The sequence below is a fragment of the Arcicella aurantiaca genome (assembly GCF_003148625.1).
Classification (GTDB): domain Bacteria; phylum Bacteroidota; class Bacteroidia; order Cytophagales; family Spirosomataceae; genus Arcicella; species Arcicella aurantiaca.
The window spans coordinates 153,118-167,859 of the sequence record NZ_QGGO01000004.1 but is presented as its reverse complement, the minus strand read 5'-3'; the positions used below and the strand labels follow the sequence as shown (position 1 = coordinate 167,859).

The window sequence follows — 14,742 nt, the reverse complement described above, 5'->3', positions numbered from 1 at the left end:
TTTTTACAAATCATAAATCGTTTAGGAACAATGTACTTATTGACGCAAACCGCAGACGGGGTGAAAAACCGCCGTCAGGGTTTCGACCAAATACCCTGACGGCGGTTTTTCACCCCGTCTGCGGTTATTGAAGTCGTAGTATAGACTTCCGAATCGTTCTGTAACCTCATAAATTTATCTTATAATCAACGAATCCTATCAATCATAGTTCAAACAAAAAACGCCATGAAAACTTAATTTCATGGCGTTTTTACTGAGAATTGATAATTATACTAAGCTATCAGCAATTTGCTTGAACTCTTCTACATCAATACTCTTTGATTCAATTTTCATATTGGCTACAATTACATCAGAGATTTTAGAAGCATAAACTTCATTAAACATCTTCATGAAATTGTCTTGTTTATTCTTGTCTGTCAAATATCCGTTTGCGATACGCTCAATCATTTCATTCATGCTATCGTCAGCACCACCCATCATACCGAACTGTCCACGAATCATATCTTTAGTTCTTTCTAAAACTTCTGGATATTCAACTTTGATTTCGTTTTTCGTAGCAATTTCGTTTTTGATTAAATTCCAACGAATGTCTTTCTTAACATTGTCAAAATCTTCTTCAATTTGTTCTGGCGTAAATTTACCCTCGTTGATTTCAACTAACCAAGTTTTCAAAAACTCTTCAGGTAATTCAATAGAAATATTTTCTAATAAAGCTTTTTCAGAATCAATTTTCAATAAATATTCTGATTCACGCTTGTAGTTAGATTTGATAATTTCCATGATTTCAGCACGGAATTCTTCTTCCGAAGAAACTTTACCTTCACCTAAAATTTTATCAAAAAATGCTTGATTCAATTCAGCAGGCATTTGACGAGTAATATCTTCTACTACAAAAGTTACTTCACCCGTTAAACCCGTTTTATTTCCAGTAGCTAATTCAATTGATTTTTCATCAACAAAAGTAGCTTGTAAGTCAAAGGTTAAAGTAGCATCTTTAGCAGCTCCGATGAAAGTTCCTTTTGCTTCTTCTTTGATAGCTTTGAAAGGAATAGCCGATTTTTCTGACCATTCACCTTGCGTAAATGTTCCGAAAATCATATCACCTTCTTCAATAGAATCTGGGTGAATTTGCTCGCCACCGTTTTTCTTTAAATTCTCAAGCGTTTCTTCTACTTCTTTTTCAGTTGCTTGAATATCATAAGTCTTTACAGCAGGAATTTTATCAAAATCAACAGCAAACTCACCTGCTAAACCAAGGTTATAAGCAAAATCGAAATCCTTTTGGTTGTCCCAATCAATACGGTCTTGCTCCTCACGTGCAGGCATTGGCTCACCTACAAGATTAAGATTATTTTCACGGATATATTCTTGTACAGCCTTACCCAACATTTGATTGATTTCATCAACTAAAATTGATTTACCAAACATCTTTTGAACCATCTGCATTGGTACCATACCCGGACGAAAGCCTTTGATATTAGCACGCTTACGATAATCTTTAAGATTTTTATCAACTTGAGGTTTGTAATCTGCTTCTACAATTGAAACGACCAAACGGGCATTTACAGGGGTACTTTTTTCGAGAGAAATGTTCATCTTTTTGATTTCGGATTGTCGATTGCGGATTTCGGATTTTATTTTTCCGTAAAATCAATGTTTGTCATCAATTTTATAAAACTATTGAGAATTATTTCAGATTGAAATTTCGTAAATCCGCATTCCGAAATAGACAATCTAAAATCAAAAAAGCCCTCAAAACCGTTTCGGTTGAGAGGGCTTTGAATAAAAGTACGGGCGGAGGGACTCGAACCCCCATGCCTCACGGCGCCAGATCCTAAGTCTGGTATGTCTACCAATTCCACCACGCCCGCTTGCGTTGAGGATTGTTCCTTTTGGGAGTGCAAAATTAGGAAGAGGTTTTTTTATTTGCAAATGGTTTTGCAAAAATTTTTCATTTTTTTTGAAATTATTTTAAAACCATCAATGCTTTTACTAATGGTTCGCCTCCTGTATCCACTTTTACAAAATATTTTCCATCTGGAATATTACTAACATTTAACGAAATCTCAGTCCGAGAAACCCGTGTTGGATTGGTGTTAAAATTACGTCCATACACGTCTGTTATTAAAAACTCGACATTGTTTTTAGCAAAGGCTTCTGACGAAATAATGGTTTCTACTTGAGCTGGGTTCGGGAAAATGGTCAAGTCTGTCAACGGTGTTTCATTTTCATTTGCCAATACTGCTGGTGCTTTGAAAATCGGAACAGGTTTAAAGGTTTGGTCTAATAAAATATTTTTTACAGAGCTGGCACTTGCCCCCATCCAATCCTGTAAAATTGCCGCATAAACAGTTCTAAAATCAGTTTGTAAAGGAATGTTGTTGTCTTTGGTAGTGAGGAGGCTCAAATCTGGATTTTTACCTATGATTTGCGTTTTTACGGCATTGCCAAAAACAAATAAAGGTGCAGCCCATCCGTGGTCAGTTCCTTTACTTCCATTTGAAAATCCACGACGTCCAAATTCTGAGAATGTCATGCCCACCACACGGTCTTGCGTTCCTTGTGCTTTTAAATCGTCCATAAAGGCAGTGATTCCTTCTGATAGCCGTTGCATAAGGGTTGCATGAGTGCCTGTGGAAGTATCGGTTGAAATTACTTGGTCTGAGTGTGTGTCGAATCCTCCGAGTGTAACGTAATAAATTTTTGTTTGCAAACCTCCATGAATAAGCCTTGCAACAATTTTTAATTGGTCTGCCAAACTATTGCTGGTAGGATATGTGACAAAGTTCTTTCCTAAACCTGAGGCTGTTTTCAATTGCCCTGCGTAGGCAAATGAGGAGGTTTGTTGCTGGCGAACAAAAGCAGTATATTTCCCGCCTGCTGTTTTGGGTAATGGGCTTGGGCTTATACTGGGTTTATCTCCTACAATTCTTGCAAATGCGTCAGGGTCTTGAATAGCAATAGCCGATGTTATAGATGTTGTATTGAAAATTGTTGCAGAAATAGAAGAAATCTGAATGGCTAATGGGTCAGGGTTAGTGGTATTTGGATAATTATCAAGAAAGTTGGGGTATCTATCCGAAACGTATCTCCCCAACCATCCCGAAGTAGAAATTTTGTCTGAATCTACCGCAGTAAACCAAATATCACTGGCACGGAAATGTGAAAAATTAGGATTAGGATAGCCCGCAGAATGCACAATGGATAATTTCCCCTCATTATAGAGTCTTTGTAAGCCTGTCATTGAAGGGTGTAATCCTGTTTGAGGGGCATTATTGAGTTTTAATATTTTACTTTCACTAATGGCAATATTTTCTCGTACACCAGTAGAAGAATACGTTTTATATTGGTCGATTGGTAAAACCATGTTTAACCCATCGTTTCCACCTGATAATTGAATGACAACTAAAATATTGTCGTTGGTATCGGCAGCATCCAACATGGCTTGCATAAACGGTGTTGTTGCTTGGGTATGTGCTTTAGCTCCAAATCCGTCAAGAATCAGAGGTAAAAAAAACGATGCTGAAGTATATTGTAAAAAATCTCTACGTTTCATGTTAATTTGGGATTTAATGGATTGAGCAATTCAAAATAATTTTGATTTGATAAATATCAAAATCGAAAATTATCCCATTTGAAATTCAGCTAATCTTAGAATAAAATTCACTAATCGGTCTAAACGTGTTTTAGCGTTATTTTTCTTGGTTGCATTAGTTGGTGCATTGGTGTATTCATCCCAAATTGTTACCCATTCATAATACGGTGAACCTGCCATTAAAGGCTGTTCAACTAAGTATTTCACTTGGTCGTCGGTTAAAGAGAAAGAAAGTAAAGAATCGGTTAATTCCTTGACCATTTTATAAGGGTCTCGTGGGTCAGAAGTTACCAGTGGTAGTCCTAAAGTATTAATATCCAATGCCGTTGCCGTAGCTCCTTTTACAAGATAGTCAGTCCAACTCCCTCTCAAAGCAAGCGTTGTAGAGTTTATCCAAATCTCATAGAAATCAGTATCATAGTATGGTCTCCAGCCAAAAACATTAGGTTGGTCAATAATATCCATTTGCTGTTCTTTCAATCGAGCATTGAAATAATTGGTTGCCGCATCGTACTTGGTGCGGTCTTTTACGGGGTCTGGAAGTTGATAATTGAAGTTTCTCAATGTGCCTATTACCAAGTCTGCTGGTGACTTTATTTGTGAACCCCAGAGTGTTTCATCATAAAAATGTTGACTATTAAAAAGTGTTTGTAGTGTAATTTTTATATCATAATTTTTTCTAAAAATAGCGGCTAAGGGTTCAATAAAATCTTTTTCAATTTGCTCCGAAATGTCGGCTTGAACAAACCAACGATAAAATTTTCTGACAATAAAACGTGCAGTTTCTGGTTGTGCCAAAATCATGTCAATCAACTCTTTTAATTCATTTTCTCCTGTGGCAGTACCTGTCGTTGATTTTATAGTCTTTTTTTGATATAAGTCTGAAAAAACTTTATCAGCTACATCATGTTGTGCCGACCTAAACTCTGAGCCGATATATGTTGAAGTGATGTTTCGGTAATTCAGAGAACGCCAACCTGTTAATACCCGTGCTGCTGCTTTTACGTCATCTTCTGTATAATTTCCACGACCAATGGTAAATAATTCCATCAATTCACGAGCATAATTTTCGTTAGGTTTACCTACAACATTACTTGCTCCGTCCAGATAGATGAGCATCGAAGGGTCTTTGGTGATTTCAATCACAAACTCTTTAAAATTGCCAAAAGCATATTTACGTAATAATTGATTTTGACGATATAAAAAACGAACATCCGATACCTCGGTGGAGGTAGAAACAAAATGGTTTTGCCAGAATAATGTTGTCTTTTCTAATAAAGAAACAGGTTGCGAAATCATCAAGCCAACCCACCATAATTTGAGTCGTCCACGACGAGTTCCATCAAAAGCGTTACGTTCGGTATCGTTTGTACCAGTTCCTCCCCATACTAAATCATGGGAAGTCTTCTGATTTTCATCAGTTGGGTCTGATGGGATTGGCTGAGTTGCCAGTAATTTTTGAACGACAAAATCAGATTTTTTGCCAGTAAATTCCTTTACTTGGGCAGGAGTTGCTCCGAAGGATGCCCTACGCAACAAATGTGTTACTTGACGAGCCGTGAGATTTTGCGTGAAAGCGTCAATCAATGCCATAAATTTTTCGGAAGTTTAATATAAGAGTTTAATGATTAGATTGTAAAGAAATACAATGGTTTAACGTGTCGGGAAGAAATTGTAAATAATTGATTGGCAGGTGAATAGAAGGTCGTTTTCTCAAGTGGTCATTTCTCAAAAATACAATATTCTGAGAAATATTAAAGATTTTTTATGTTATCATTTAAAGATTAAATATAATATTTTCTACTTGAAAAAAGTCAATAACACATTATTGTTCAATAGATTACATAAAAAAAGCGTCAATGAGTTTTGAGTCATTGACGCTAAAATGAGTTTTTATTTGATTTAAAAAGAATTCAAACAATTATTGATTCTCTTTAAATAACTTCTTTATATTTAAGTATTAGGACAAAATGAAACGCTATTTCGAAATATCACAAACCATTGATAATCAAGTTTATGATAATCGTAATTCTTAAATCGTCCTTGTACTTACTTATTCAAAATACGCTTAATATCATTGGCTTGTGTAAGATAGTCTTTGAATTTGTCGTAGCTATCTGAAATCATTAAACCCTTGAATTTCAGTAGCGTTGTGATATATTCGTCTAAGACGTCAATAATATTTTCTTGATTTTGGCGGAAAATAGGAATCCAAGTTTCGGGGTTAGACTTCGCCAAACGAACCGTTGATTCAAATCCAGAACTTGCCAAATTGAAAATACTTTCTTCATCTTTTTCCTTTGCCAAAACGGTGGATGCAAGAGCAAAAGAACAAATGTGTGAAATATGCGAAATATAAGCCGTATGAATATCATGAGCCGTTGAATCCAGATAAGTTACTCGCATTTTAAGTCCATTTTCGTACATTTTCTTGATAAGTTCAATCAATTCAGGTTTAGAATCTTCAATATCACAAAGTACACAATTTTTATGGTCAAATAAATTCCTAATGGCAGCATCTGGTCCCGAAAATTCAGTTCCTGCCATCGGGTGAGTTGCCACAAAGTTCTGACGATTTGGGTGCGATTTTACCGCATCAATCACAGGCTTTTTTGTTGAACCAACCTCAATAACTACGTGATTAGGAGAAATGACATCCAACACTTTCGGGAGTAAAGAGATAAGCGTATCCACAGGCGTAGCCATGATAATAATATCCGACTCATTAATGGCTTCATCCAATGTAGCGATAACGTCAACTAAGCCTAATACAAGAGCTTTTTCGGTATGTAAAATGTTATTATCAACACCAATTATTTTATCAGCAAATTTATTTTCTTTCAAACTCAGAGCCATTGAGCCACCAATGAGTCCAAGTCCAACAATAGTAATTGTCATATTTTTAGTGATAAGTTATAAAGGATGCGTTATGAGTAATAAGTTATGTGCATGAATAACACTCATAACGCATCACTATTTTTAGATATTTCCTTCAAAAACTTTTACGGCAGGACCAATTAGATAAATATTGTCGTAGCCGTTTTCTGTACGGTTAAACTCAATTCTAAGATTTCCCCCAACCACTTTAATGTCCACGAATTTATCAAAGCCCAGTCTCGAATTTGCCGACAAAGCACAAGCAGTTACGCCCGTTCCGCAGGCATAAGTTTCATCTTCAACGCCACGCTCATACGTCCGAACATTTAATTTATTATCGCCAACTACTTCTACGAAATTAACATTTGTTCCTCCTTTGCTTACAAATGGTTCACCATATCGTACAGCTTTTCCTTTAGCATAAACATCCAAATTCTCTAAATCATCAACGTATTCCACATAATGAGGAGAACCTGTATTCATGAAATCATAAGATTCTGTTTTTTCAATATTGTTAACATCAATCATTTTTAGAGAAACAACTTCTGGACTAACTTTCGCTTCATGTTCGCCATCAGTAGCAATAAAAACAGTAGAGTCTCCAATGATTCCTAAATCATGAGCAAAACGAACCAGACAACGTCCGCCATTACCACACATAGAGCCTTCAGTACCATCAGAATTGAAATAGACCATTCTGAAATCATACCCTTCTGCGTTTTGCAAAAGCATAAGTCCATCCGCCCCAACACCAAAACGGCGGTGGCATAAATCTGCAATTAATTTTTGAGAAACAGGAAACGTTTCATCACGGTCATCAATAACCACAAAATCATTACCTGTACCTTGATATTTATAAAATTTCATAACGCTATTTTTGGGGAACGCAGATGACACAGATACTACGTAACACAGATTTAAAGAGATTTTCTATTTATAGAGATACGTTTTACCATCTAAGCCTAAAGCTGTTTAGTAAAATGCAAGTCTTAAAAATAAAATCCTTTTAAATCTGCGTTGCGAAGCATCAGTGTCATCAGTGTTCCATTATTGTCCGATTAAATATTTTTCTTTTAAAACTTTCAAATGATGTAATTCATGTCCAGCAATCATCGTCACCAAAGCACGAGCCGAAACAGGATTATTATTTGCAAAACCAATTTGAGAAGCAACTTCATCAGAGAAAGTTGAAAATAAAGCAATAGACCCTTCACGGACTAAACGATACTGTTCAAACAAAGATTCAAAACTTTGTTCAGAAAATTTTGCAGCATTTGCATAATTATTTTCATCAAAAGGAGGTAGAGATTGCTTTTCTCCTCGTGCAATACACAAAGCACGATACCCAAAAATTCTTTCAGTATCTGTTAAATGACCCAAAATTTCGTGTGGCGACCACTTCCCTTCGGCATATTTGAAGTTTTTTTGTGCTTCAGACAAATTTTTATACAAATTTTTTACAAAATCTTTTTGACTCGTAAGTGCTTCAATAACATTTTGATTTTCAACTTGTTCTATGTAGTAAGAGAAGTAAATATTCTGCGGATATTCGCTCTGGAGAGGCCTATTCATAATTTTTTTTCGTTTTTTTTTTCACAAAGGTATTGCATTGTCAGAAATTTCGACTAATTTTGCATCACAATCAACGACAATGAAATGGTTCTGAAATCAAAATCAGCTCGTTTAGGAGATAAAGTAAAAGGTTTGGTAGTTCAGTTGGTTAGAATACATGCCTGTCACGCATGGGGTCGCGGGTTCGAGTCCCGTCCAGACCGCCAATTAAAAGTCTGATAATCAGAAGATTATCAGACTTTTTTCTTTTATTTGGTTTAAACTTAAAATCTTGGTTTAAACATAGTTTAAACATTTTTGAATTTTTGTTTAAACCGAAAAAAAGAAATCACTCCCGTTAGGAAGTGATTTCTTTTTGTTTCTCAGCAAGTTTATTTTGTTGTTCTAAGGAGGTCTTTTTCTTTTCATCTTTTTTTTCTTGATAATTGATAAAAAAAAGGAAAGCTACACACGTTAATAATACTCCCGCAATCCACCAAAGCCAAGCAAAATTTTCACTTTTTTCACTTTGCTTGGCAATGTAACCAAGACCATTTGAGACTGCACCTTGTGCCATTTCTACAAATGGATTTGAAACCACATAGAACATTATATTTAAGCAAGTTTTACAATATCTGTAAGGATTAAATAAACATCTTCAATTTGATTAACAACTCGGTATGTTTGTTGCCCCAAGTGATTAGTGTAAGGAACAGACTTGTTTTTATACAACTGAAAGGCTTTTTTCAATAAATCATTTTCGTAGAAATTTACCTTCGCCTCTAATTGTTGAATTTGCTTCTTTTGCATTTCCATCTTTGGGATTAGTTCCGAGGTACTTTTCGGGGTTTGGTTTTGTAATGAGTGGCGTGTGGAAATTACAGTATCAACGTACTCACTCAACGTCATTCCTGTTTGCTGTGCTTCTTGTGCTAATTGTATTTTTGTTCCTGCATCGCACTTGAAACCTAATGTTACTTTGTTTTGAGCGAATTGGAGTCCTTCCAATTGTAATGCTCTGCCTGTTTTAATTTCTTTCATTTTATGCTTTGAATTAAAAATAATTAGTGGTTAATCCTCTATAACTTACTGACACAAAAGTAATTAACCCTCATTAATTACTTTCGGGTTAATGAGGGTTAATCAAGGTTAATTCAAGTTAATTCCAGTTAATCAGGAGGTTCTCCAAGATGTTGATAGATTAATCCAACCTGTTTTGGAGTTAATGTTCGTAAGTTTTTATCATATGTAAAATCTGGAATCATTGATAACATTCTATTGAATGTTGGTAAGCATACTTGATATTGTTGTGCTAATTGTGTTCGTGTCATTGTTGGATATTTATGAATTTCCATTTTTATAAAATTTATACTGTAACAAGTGTAACGGTTGTAACACCTCGTTACGGCTGTTACAACTGTTACAGATTATATTTTTCACAGAGTCGTTTAACCTTCATGTGATTAATATCCAACTCTTTAGCAATTTCTCTCAGGGAAAGCTCTGAATTATCATTTTTCAATGCCGTAATCATTTCCTTCAATTCTTCCTCTGCTTCACTTTTGGTTTGTAAATGATTACTTTCTTTGTCTTCCTTTTTAAAAGTAAACCCTAAAAAATTGTACGGTTTATCTAACTCACAAACCATCACATTGTCAGAGACACCACAAGAACGTGCTTTTACTTGTTTAACATAGCGTAAATGCTCTCCTTGACTACTTTTCCCTATACAAAAAATAGAATCAGCAAAATTGGCTAATTGCTTACTGCCTGCTAAATCATTCACTGTTAAAGGATTCATAGGATTAGACCGCTTAGGAGTGTGTGCCAATATCATCATAGACAAACTCAATTTATTCTTGAGCTGAATTAAATGCTTCATTAATGGCAATGCTTCTTTTCCTGATTCTGTGGATTGCATACGTAAGTAAGTGATGTTATCAACAATCAAAACCTTTGCCTGCTCTCTTATCAGAATATTTTCAATTTCTTCAAATAATTGCTTTTCAAAGTTCTCAAAATCGGTAAAACTAACATTAATCATTACACGGAGAAAATTACTATTAAACAAATAATGATTCTCCCATTCTACGGAGTAACGCCTTTCAAATTGCTTATCAGATAGTTCAAAGTCGAGATAAATGACTTTTTGAGGTGGTGCTTTTGAACCAAACATGCCTTCACTATTACCATCACTAATATTGTTGGCTGATTGTACCGCAAAAATAGATTTACCAACATTGGTATCTGCAAATAAGATAGCGACCTCTCCTTCAAACCAAAAATTTCCGCAAAGACTTAAAGGGACTGCTTGATTCTTAGCATCATCTATACAAGCGTTAGCGGTACGAACTACAAGCAAACCTTCTTTCTCTTTTGTCTTTTCTGGTGTCTCTAAATCTGGTTGCTTCTTACTTACGGGATTAAATTCCATGTTCATAAAGGTTTAGAGGTAAATAATGTAGTAATCCTATCGGTTTGTACCTTACATCTAACTGAATACCATTAAAGTCTTGGTTATTTGCTCGTTGATGTTGCCAATACGATTCCACTTCTTGCCAGATATTATGATAACGTAAACAATTAAGCTCATTGAAAACATCTGTCAGAGATGCTAAAAGTTTGTTCTCTTTCTCAATATACCAATCTTTGGCATTTGGAGTTAGGGCGTACTTCTCTAACTCCGAAGTACGCTCATTGATGAGTTGTTTTAGTTGCTCCTGTGCCATCATCTTCTACCTCCTTTTGTTGAAAGATTTGACAGAGCCTCTTCTCTTATTTCCTTAGCAGTTTTTTTTCTCCCAGAAGCCAACCATTCATCTAATTCAGATTTCAAGAAATAGTTGAATTTTCCACGTTTGTAGAAAGGGATTGAATTATTGTGGCAATCGCTATACAGGGTACTAATGGAACGTTTGAGAAAAATAGAAGCCTCTTCTATTGAAAGATACTCGTGTGGCTGAAAAGTTTTGCCTTTTGGGGTTGGATTTGAATGCTCGGAAAGAGCTTCACGAACTGAGTTTTGAATTAGATGTTCTAATTCTTCTGAAGTCATTAAGACTAATTTTGGGGTGTTATTCATAATGTTGCACCAAGTGGGAGTTAGTTGAGTGGTTAGTGATTGGTAATTTGCTCCACTTTGGTGATACAAAGGAAAAAACTATTTTCAATTGGCTCGGGAGTGTTTGGGAGTACTCGGGGGTGTTTGGGAGTGTTTGGGGGTATTAAGGGTTGTTTAGAGATATTTTTTTAAAGAAAACTCTATTTATTAAAGTATTTAGAGCTTTACTGATTATCAAATCTATGAATTAATTCTAAATTAACCCTCATTAATTGAGGATTAACCCATAAAAAAAGCCACTCAAATAAGTGGCTTTTCCTTTAATTAACTATCGTATCTATCCTTCCAATACCGCAAACACTTCATTCACTAAATCATTTATTCTTTCCGTTTTGGTTTTGATTAGGTCTTTCAATTCAAGGGTGCTTCTAAGAGCTACTTGGTTTTGCTTGGTTGGGTTTTTGGCTGAAATATCAAAATTCTGAATATCGCTTGCCTTGACTGTCCAAGCGTTTTCATTCGTGGCTTTGGTTGGTAATAATGCCAAAAATTCCTTGAAATGGTCGTACTGAATGGGTTTGTTCTTCGTTAATTTGTAGGGTGGATTCAGTTCGTAATACCATATTTGCTGTGTGCTTCCTGTTTTTTCTAAGAACAAAACGTTGGTTTTTACGCCTGAGTAGGGCAAAAATACCCCCGATGGCAAACTAATAATGGTATGCAAATTAAAATCCTGTAACATGGATTCTTTTACTTTGGCAAAGGCATTGTTGGTCTGGAATAAAATACCTTCTGGCAATACCAACGCTATTTTACCGCCTGTTTTTACGGATTTCAAAATGTGTTGCAAAAACAGTAATTCGGTGGCGTTACTCGTAATTGGAAAGTTACTTTGGATAGATTCATTTTCTTTTCCGCCGAAGGGTGGATTGGCTAAAATGACTTCAAAACGTTGGCTTTCTTGAATCTGTCTAATGTCTTTGGTTAAGGTATTTGCCTTGACAATATTGGGTGCTTCAATGCCGTGCAGAATCATGTTCATCAATCCCATTGCGTAGGAAAGTGGCGTTTTTTCGATACCCACTAACGATTCAGTTTGTAAAAACTTCATTTCATCGGTGGATAAATTCAGTTGTTTGTCTTTGGTATTTTTGGCTTTGATGTATTCGTAAGATTCAATTAAAAAACCGCACGTTCCGCAAGAAGGGTCATAGATTTTATTGCCGATTTGTGGATTCACTGCTTCTACCATTGCTTTAATGAGTGGACGTGGCGTGTAAAACTCACCGCTATTGCCTCCGTCACTGCCCATGCCTTGCAACAGGTTTTCATAGACTTTCGATAATTCAAATAAATCATCGTTGTTTTGAAATTGCAGACTATCCACCAGATTCAAGATTTCTCTGAGATTCCCTCCGTCTTGAATACGGTTGGCGAGTACCTCAAAAACAGCCCCAATTTTGTATTCAATGGCTTTTTCGTTGGCGTTGGTATCTTTAAATCCTTGTAGGTACGGAAAGAGTTTATTGTTTACAAAAGCAATTAAATCATCACTGGTTAAAGCGTTTTTGGTATCTATTTTTCCTTCCTCATTCTTCGGACACGCCCATATTTGCCAACGGTATTCTTCGGCAATGGTATAGGTGTATTCCTTGAAATCCATTTCTGCGTCTATTTTACGATTTTCTTCAAAATCTGCCATGAATTTCAAGAATAATATCCATGAAATTTGTTCGGTGTAGTGCATTGCTCCGCTGATGCCATCATCACGGCGGAGTATATCGGTAATTCTATTGATTTGACTGTGCATAATGATTGGATAATCTGATTTTAAATCGTATTTTTGTACTACCTAATCGTTTCGGACGTACTGAGAAGGAAGGTTTCGTACCTCATGTATCGTAGGTTTTTAAAGCCGTCAAGCCTCCTTGTCGGCTTTTATTTTGTACATAGTGTGAAACACTAAACGGCTCACCTTGTTCTTTTTTTGGCTCGTGATAGTTCTTACTTCTTTCACCACAAATATTTTATCTTCAATTTTTTTGACAAATTGTATTGATGGTTTTTTGGATTTGTTGGTTACTCCTGTCGAATGTATTTCGTCAGGAAATAAAAACACCTCTAACATCTTTACAAAATCTTCTTTCACCACAGCCTCTTGCCCTCTTTTTCCCTCTGAAACAGGTTTTCCATGATGTTCGAGTGCGTGGGTTACGCCATAGTTATCCAAACAAACCCAATGACCCGAAACATCCATTTCAGTAGCTTCCTTTATTCTTTCTGCAAGATTATCAGGCACAATAAACAAATCTAATTTACGATGAAAGGGTTCTAATGAACTGATACATTCGTCGTATAATTCATATATTTTTTGCCGTATTTCGTTATCTATCAATATCATATTTCTGTATAGCAATTACAATTTCCCCTCAAAAGCCTCCTGCAAAACACTCTTTTTCAACTCTATTAGTTGTGCCAAACGCTCTTCTTGCTCCATAATTAACGCATCCAATTTGGCAAAACTCGTATCTAAATAAGCTATGATTCTTTCTTGTTCGGGGAGTGGGGGGAGTGGGATTTTACAACTTAATAAATCCTTATCAGAAATTGCAGGATATTGCGTTCCTCTAATTAGGGGTGATATTTGTTCTTGAATAAAATCTGATGTAGCATGATAATACAAATATTTACTATCAATAATAGATTTTGGACTTAATATACAAAAGCCAGTTGAGCAAATTAGGTTGTCATATTCTGCTTCAATAATAGCGATATTTTTAAGGCTTGGACGAGTAGTTGCAAAAACAATGTCTCCTTTTTTAGCTAATTTTCTTGCTCTACTTGGAGCATCCTTTCCAAGCATTAATTTTGTTTCTGATACTTTAAATAACTTATTGTCAATTGAAGAAATATCAAGATAATTTATAAAATCATCGGGTTTAGACTCAGGATTTTTTGTTTTTGAAATGTTTACCACCTCCCCTAACTTCTTCATTTCACAATCCAAATTAGCAATTTGTTCTACCAAAACCGCCTTTTTAAGTTCTTGGGTATGGGCAATATTTTCTTTTTGTAAAGTTATGGCTTCATCAAGGCTTTGGAAGGCGGTGTCTAATTTTTGTACAATTCTCTCTTGCTCTTTTAAAGGAGGGAGGGGGATTTCAAAATCAACTAATTTTTCAACGTTCAAATTCATCTGAGCCGATTTCGTTGCTTTTGATTCAAGTTTTTCCTTTAATGTTGTCAAAAAATAATACATAAACTCATTATTACCTTTTTTTGATAATATTCCAACAACGCTATCTGGAAAACAAGCATCTACTCCTAATATTGCCACATCTCCAATATTTGCAGCAATAGTAAGACAAATCGTACCTTTTGACCATAACTTACTTTGTTCTAATCCTTTTTCACTATACGATTCAGTAAATTCAGTAATATATTTATGGGCATTTCTAACATCACCAGTTTGTATAAAAGGAAATTTTCCACCGAATAAACTTTTATCATTTCTTGGTCTATGCTTAGATTTTCCTCTTTTCACCTCTGCAACTTCCCCCAATTTTTTCCATTCCCAACCATTAGGCAATTCTTTGGTATTGTTACTTGTATTTTTAGTCATTAGTATTGGTTAAAATGCTTATTGTTCTCTAAAATA

The 14,742-nt window shown here is 35.4% G+C and carries 15 protein-coding genes and 2 tRNA genes; 1 reads left to right on the top strand and 16 read right to left on the bottom strand.

Annotation, left to right across the window (positions count from 1 at the left end; all coding sequences use genetic code 11):
- Positions 1–267: 267 nt before the first annotated feature.
- From LV89_RS05185 to LV89_RS05155, 7 genes are all read right to left on the bottom strand, one after another.
- A complete protein-coding gene (locus LV89_RS05185) occupies positions 268–1,596 on the bottom strand; it encodes a trigger factor (RefSeq protein ID WP_109741811.1) in 1,329 nt (442 codons plus the stop codon).
- Positions 1,597–1,789: 193 nt separating this feature from the next.
- Positions 1,790–1,871: transfer RNA gene (locus LV89_RS05180), tRNA-Leu, on the bottom strand.
- A 95-nt stretch (positions 1,872–1,966) separates the two neighbouring features.
- The gene (locus LV89_RS05175) at positions 1,967–3,556 is read right to left on the bottom strand and encodes a DUF1501 domain-containing protein (RefSeq protein ID WP_109741810.1); all 1,590 of its coding nucleotides are present in this window, start codon (positions 3,554–3,556) and stop codon (positions 1,967–1,969) included.
- Positions 3,557–3,625: 69 nt separating this feature from the next.
- The gene (locus tag LV89_RS05170; protein WP_109741809.1) at positions 3,626–5,188 is read right to left on the bottom strand and encodes a DUF1800 domain-containing protein; all 1,563 of its coding nucleotides are present in this window, start codon (positions 5,186–5,188) and stop codon (positions 3,626–3,628) included.
- Positions 5,189–5,644: 456 nt separating this feature from the next.
- Positions 5,645–6,493, bottom strand: coding sequence for a prephenate dehydrogenase (locus LV89_RS05165; protein ID WP_109741808.1), 849 nt, complete (start codon positions 6,491–6,493; stop codon positions 5,645–5,647).
- 81 nt (positions 6,494–6,574) lie between these two features.
- On the bottom strand, positions 6,575–7,339 hold the full coding sequence (gene dapF / locus LV89_RS05160; protein ID WP_109741807.1) for a diaminopimelate epimerase: 765 nt from the start codon (positions 7,337–7,339) through the stop codon (positions 6,575–6,577).
- 180 nt (positions 7,340–7,519) lie between these two features.
- Positions 7,520–8,044: a DinB family protein gene (locus LV89_RS05155; protein WP_109741806.1), complete on the bottom strand. Its 525-nt coding sequence runs from the start codon at positions 8,042–8,044 to the stop codon at positions 7,520–7,522.
- Between the two features lie 129 nt (positions 8,045–8,173).
- Between LV89_RS05155 and LV89_RS05150 the strand changes: the two genes are divergently transcribed.
- Positions 8,174–8,250 (top strand) — tRNA-Asp (locus LV89_RS05150).
- 131 nt (positions 8,251–8,381) lie between these two features.
- Here LV89_RS05150 and LV89_RS05145 read toward each other — a convergent pair.
- From LV89_RS05145 to LV89_RS05105, 9 genes are all read right to left on the bottom strand, one after another.
- The gene (locus tag LV89_RS05145; RefSeq protein ID WP_146199082.1) at positions 8,382–8,624 is read right to left on the bottom strand and encodes a hypothetical protein; all 243 of its coding nucleotides are present in this window, start codon (positions 8,622–8,624) and stop codon (positions 8,382–8,384) included.
- Positions 8,625–8,638: 14 nt separating this feature from the next.
- Entirely contained in the window at positions 8,639–9,064 is a 426-nt protein-coding gene (locus LV89_RS05140; RefSeq protein ID WP_109741804.1) for a hypothetical protein, read from the bottom strand.
- 128 nt (positions 9,065–9,192) lie between these two features.
- Positions 9,193–9,354, bottom strand: coding sequence for a DUF4248 domain-containing protein (locus tag LV89_RS05135; RefSeq protein WP_146199081.1), 162 nt, complete (start codon positions 9,352–9,354; stop codon positions 9,193–9,195).
- Between the two features lie 89 nt (positions 9,355–9,443).
- On the bottom strand, positions 9,444–10,457 hold the full coding sequence (locus LV89_RS05130; protein ID WP_158279515.1) for an AAA family ATPase: 1,014 nt from the start codon (positions 10,455–10,457) through the stop codon (positions 9,444–9,446).
- Positions 10,447–10,752, bottom strand: coding sequence for a hypothetical protein (locus LV89_RS05125; RefSeq protein ID WP_146199080.1), 306 nt, complete (start codon positions 10,750–10,752; stop codon positions 10,447–10,449). Before LV89_RS05125 ends, LV89_RS05130 begins: the two co-directional genes overlap by 11 nt.
- Positions 10,752–11,078: a helix-turn-helix domain-containing protein gene (locus LV89_RS05120; protein ID WP_158279514.1), complete on the bottom strand. Its 327-nt coding sequence runs from the start codon at positions 11,076–11,078 to the stop codon at positions 10,752–10,754. Before LV89_RS05120 ends, LV89_RS05125 begins: the two co-directional genes overlap by 1 nt.
- Positions 11,079–11,421: 343 nt before the next feature.
- Positions 11,422–12,894 (bottom strand): class I SAM-dependent DNA methyltransferase, encoded by a 1,473-nt coding sequence (locus LV89_RS05115; protein ID WP_109741799.1) that lies wholly within the window; start codon positions 12,892–12,894, stop codon positions 11,422–11,424.
- 108 nt (positions 12,895–13,002) lie between these two features.
- On the bottom strand, positions 13,003–13,485 hold the full coding sequence (locus LV89_RS05110; RefSeq protein WP_109741798.1) for a PBECR3 domain-containing polyvalent protein: 483 nt from the start codon (positions 13,483–13,485) through the stop codon (positions 13,003–13,005).
- Between the two features lie 15 nt (positions 13,486–13,500).
- A complete protein-coding gene (locus LV89_RS05105; RefSeq protein WP_109741797.1) occupies positions 13,501–14,706 on the bottom strand; it encodes a restriction endonuclease subunit S in 1,206 nt (401 codons plus the stop codon).
- Positions 14,707–14,742: the final 36 nt, after the last annotated feature.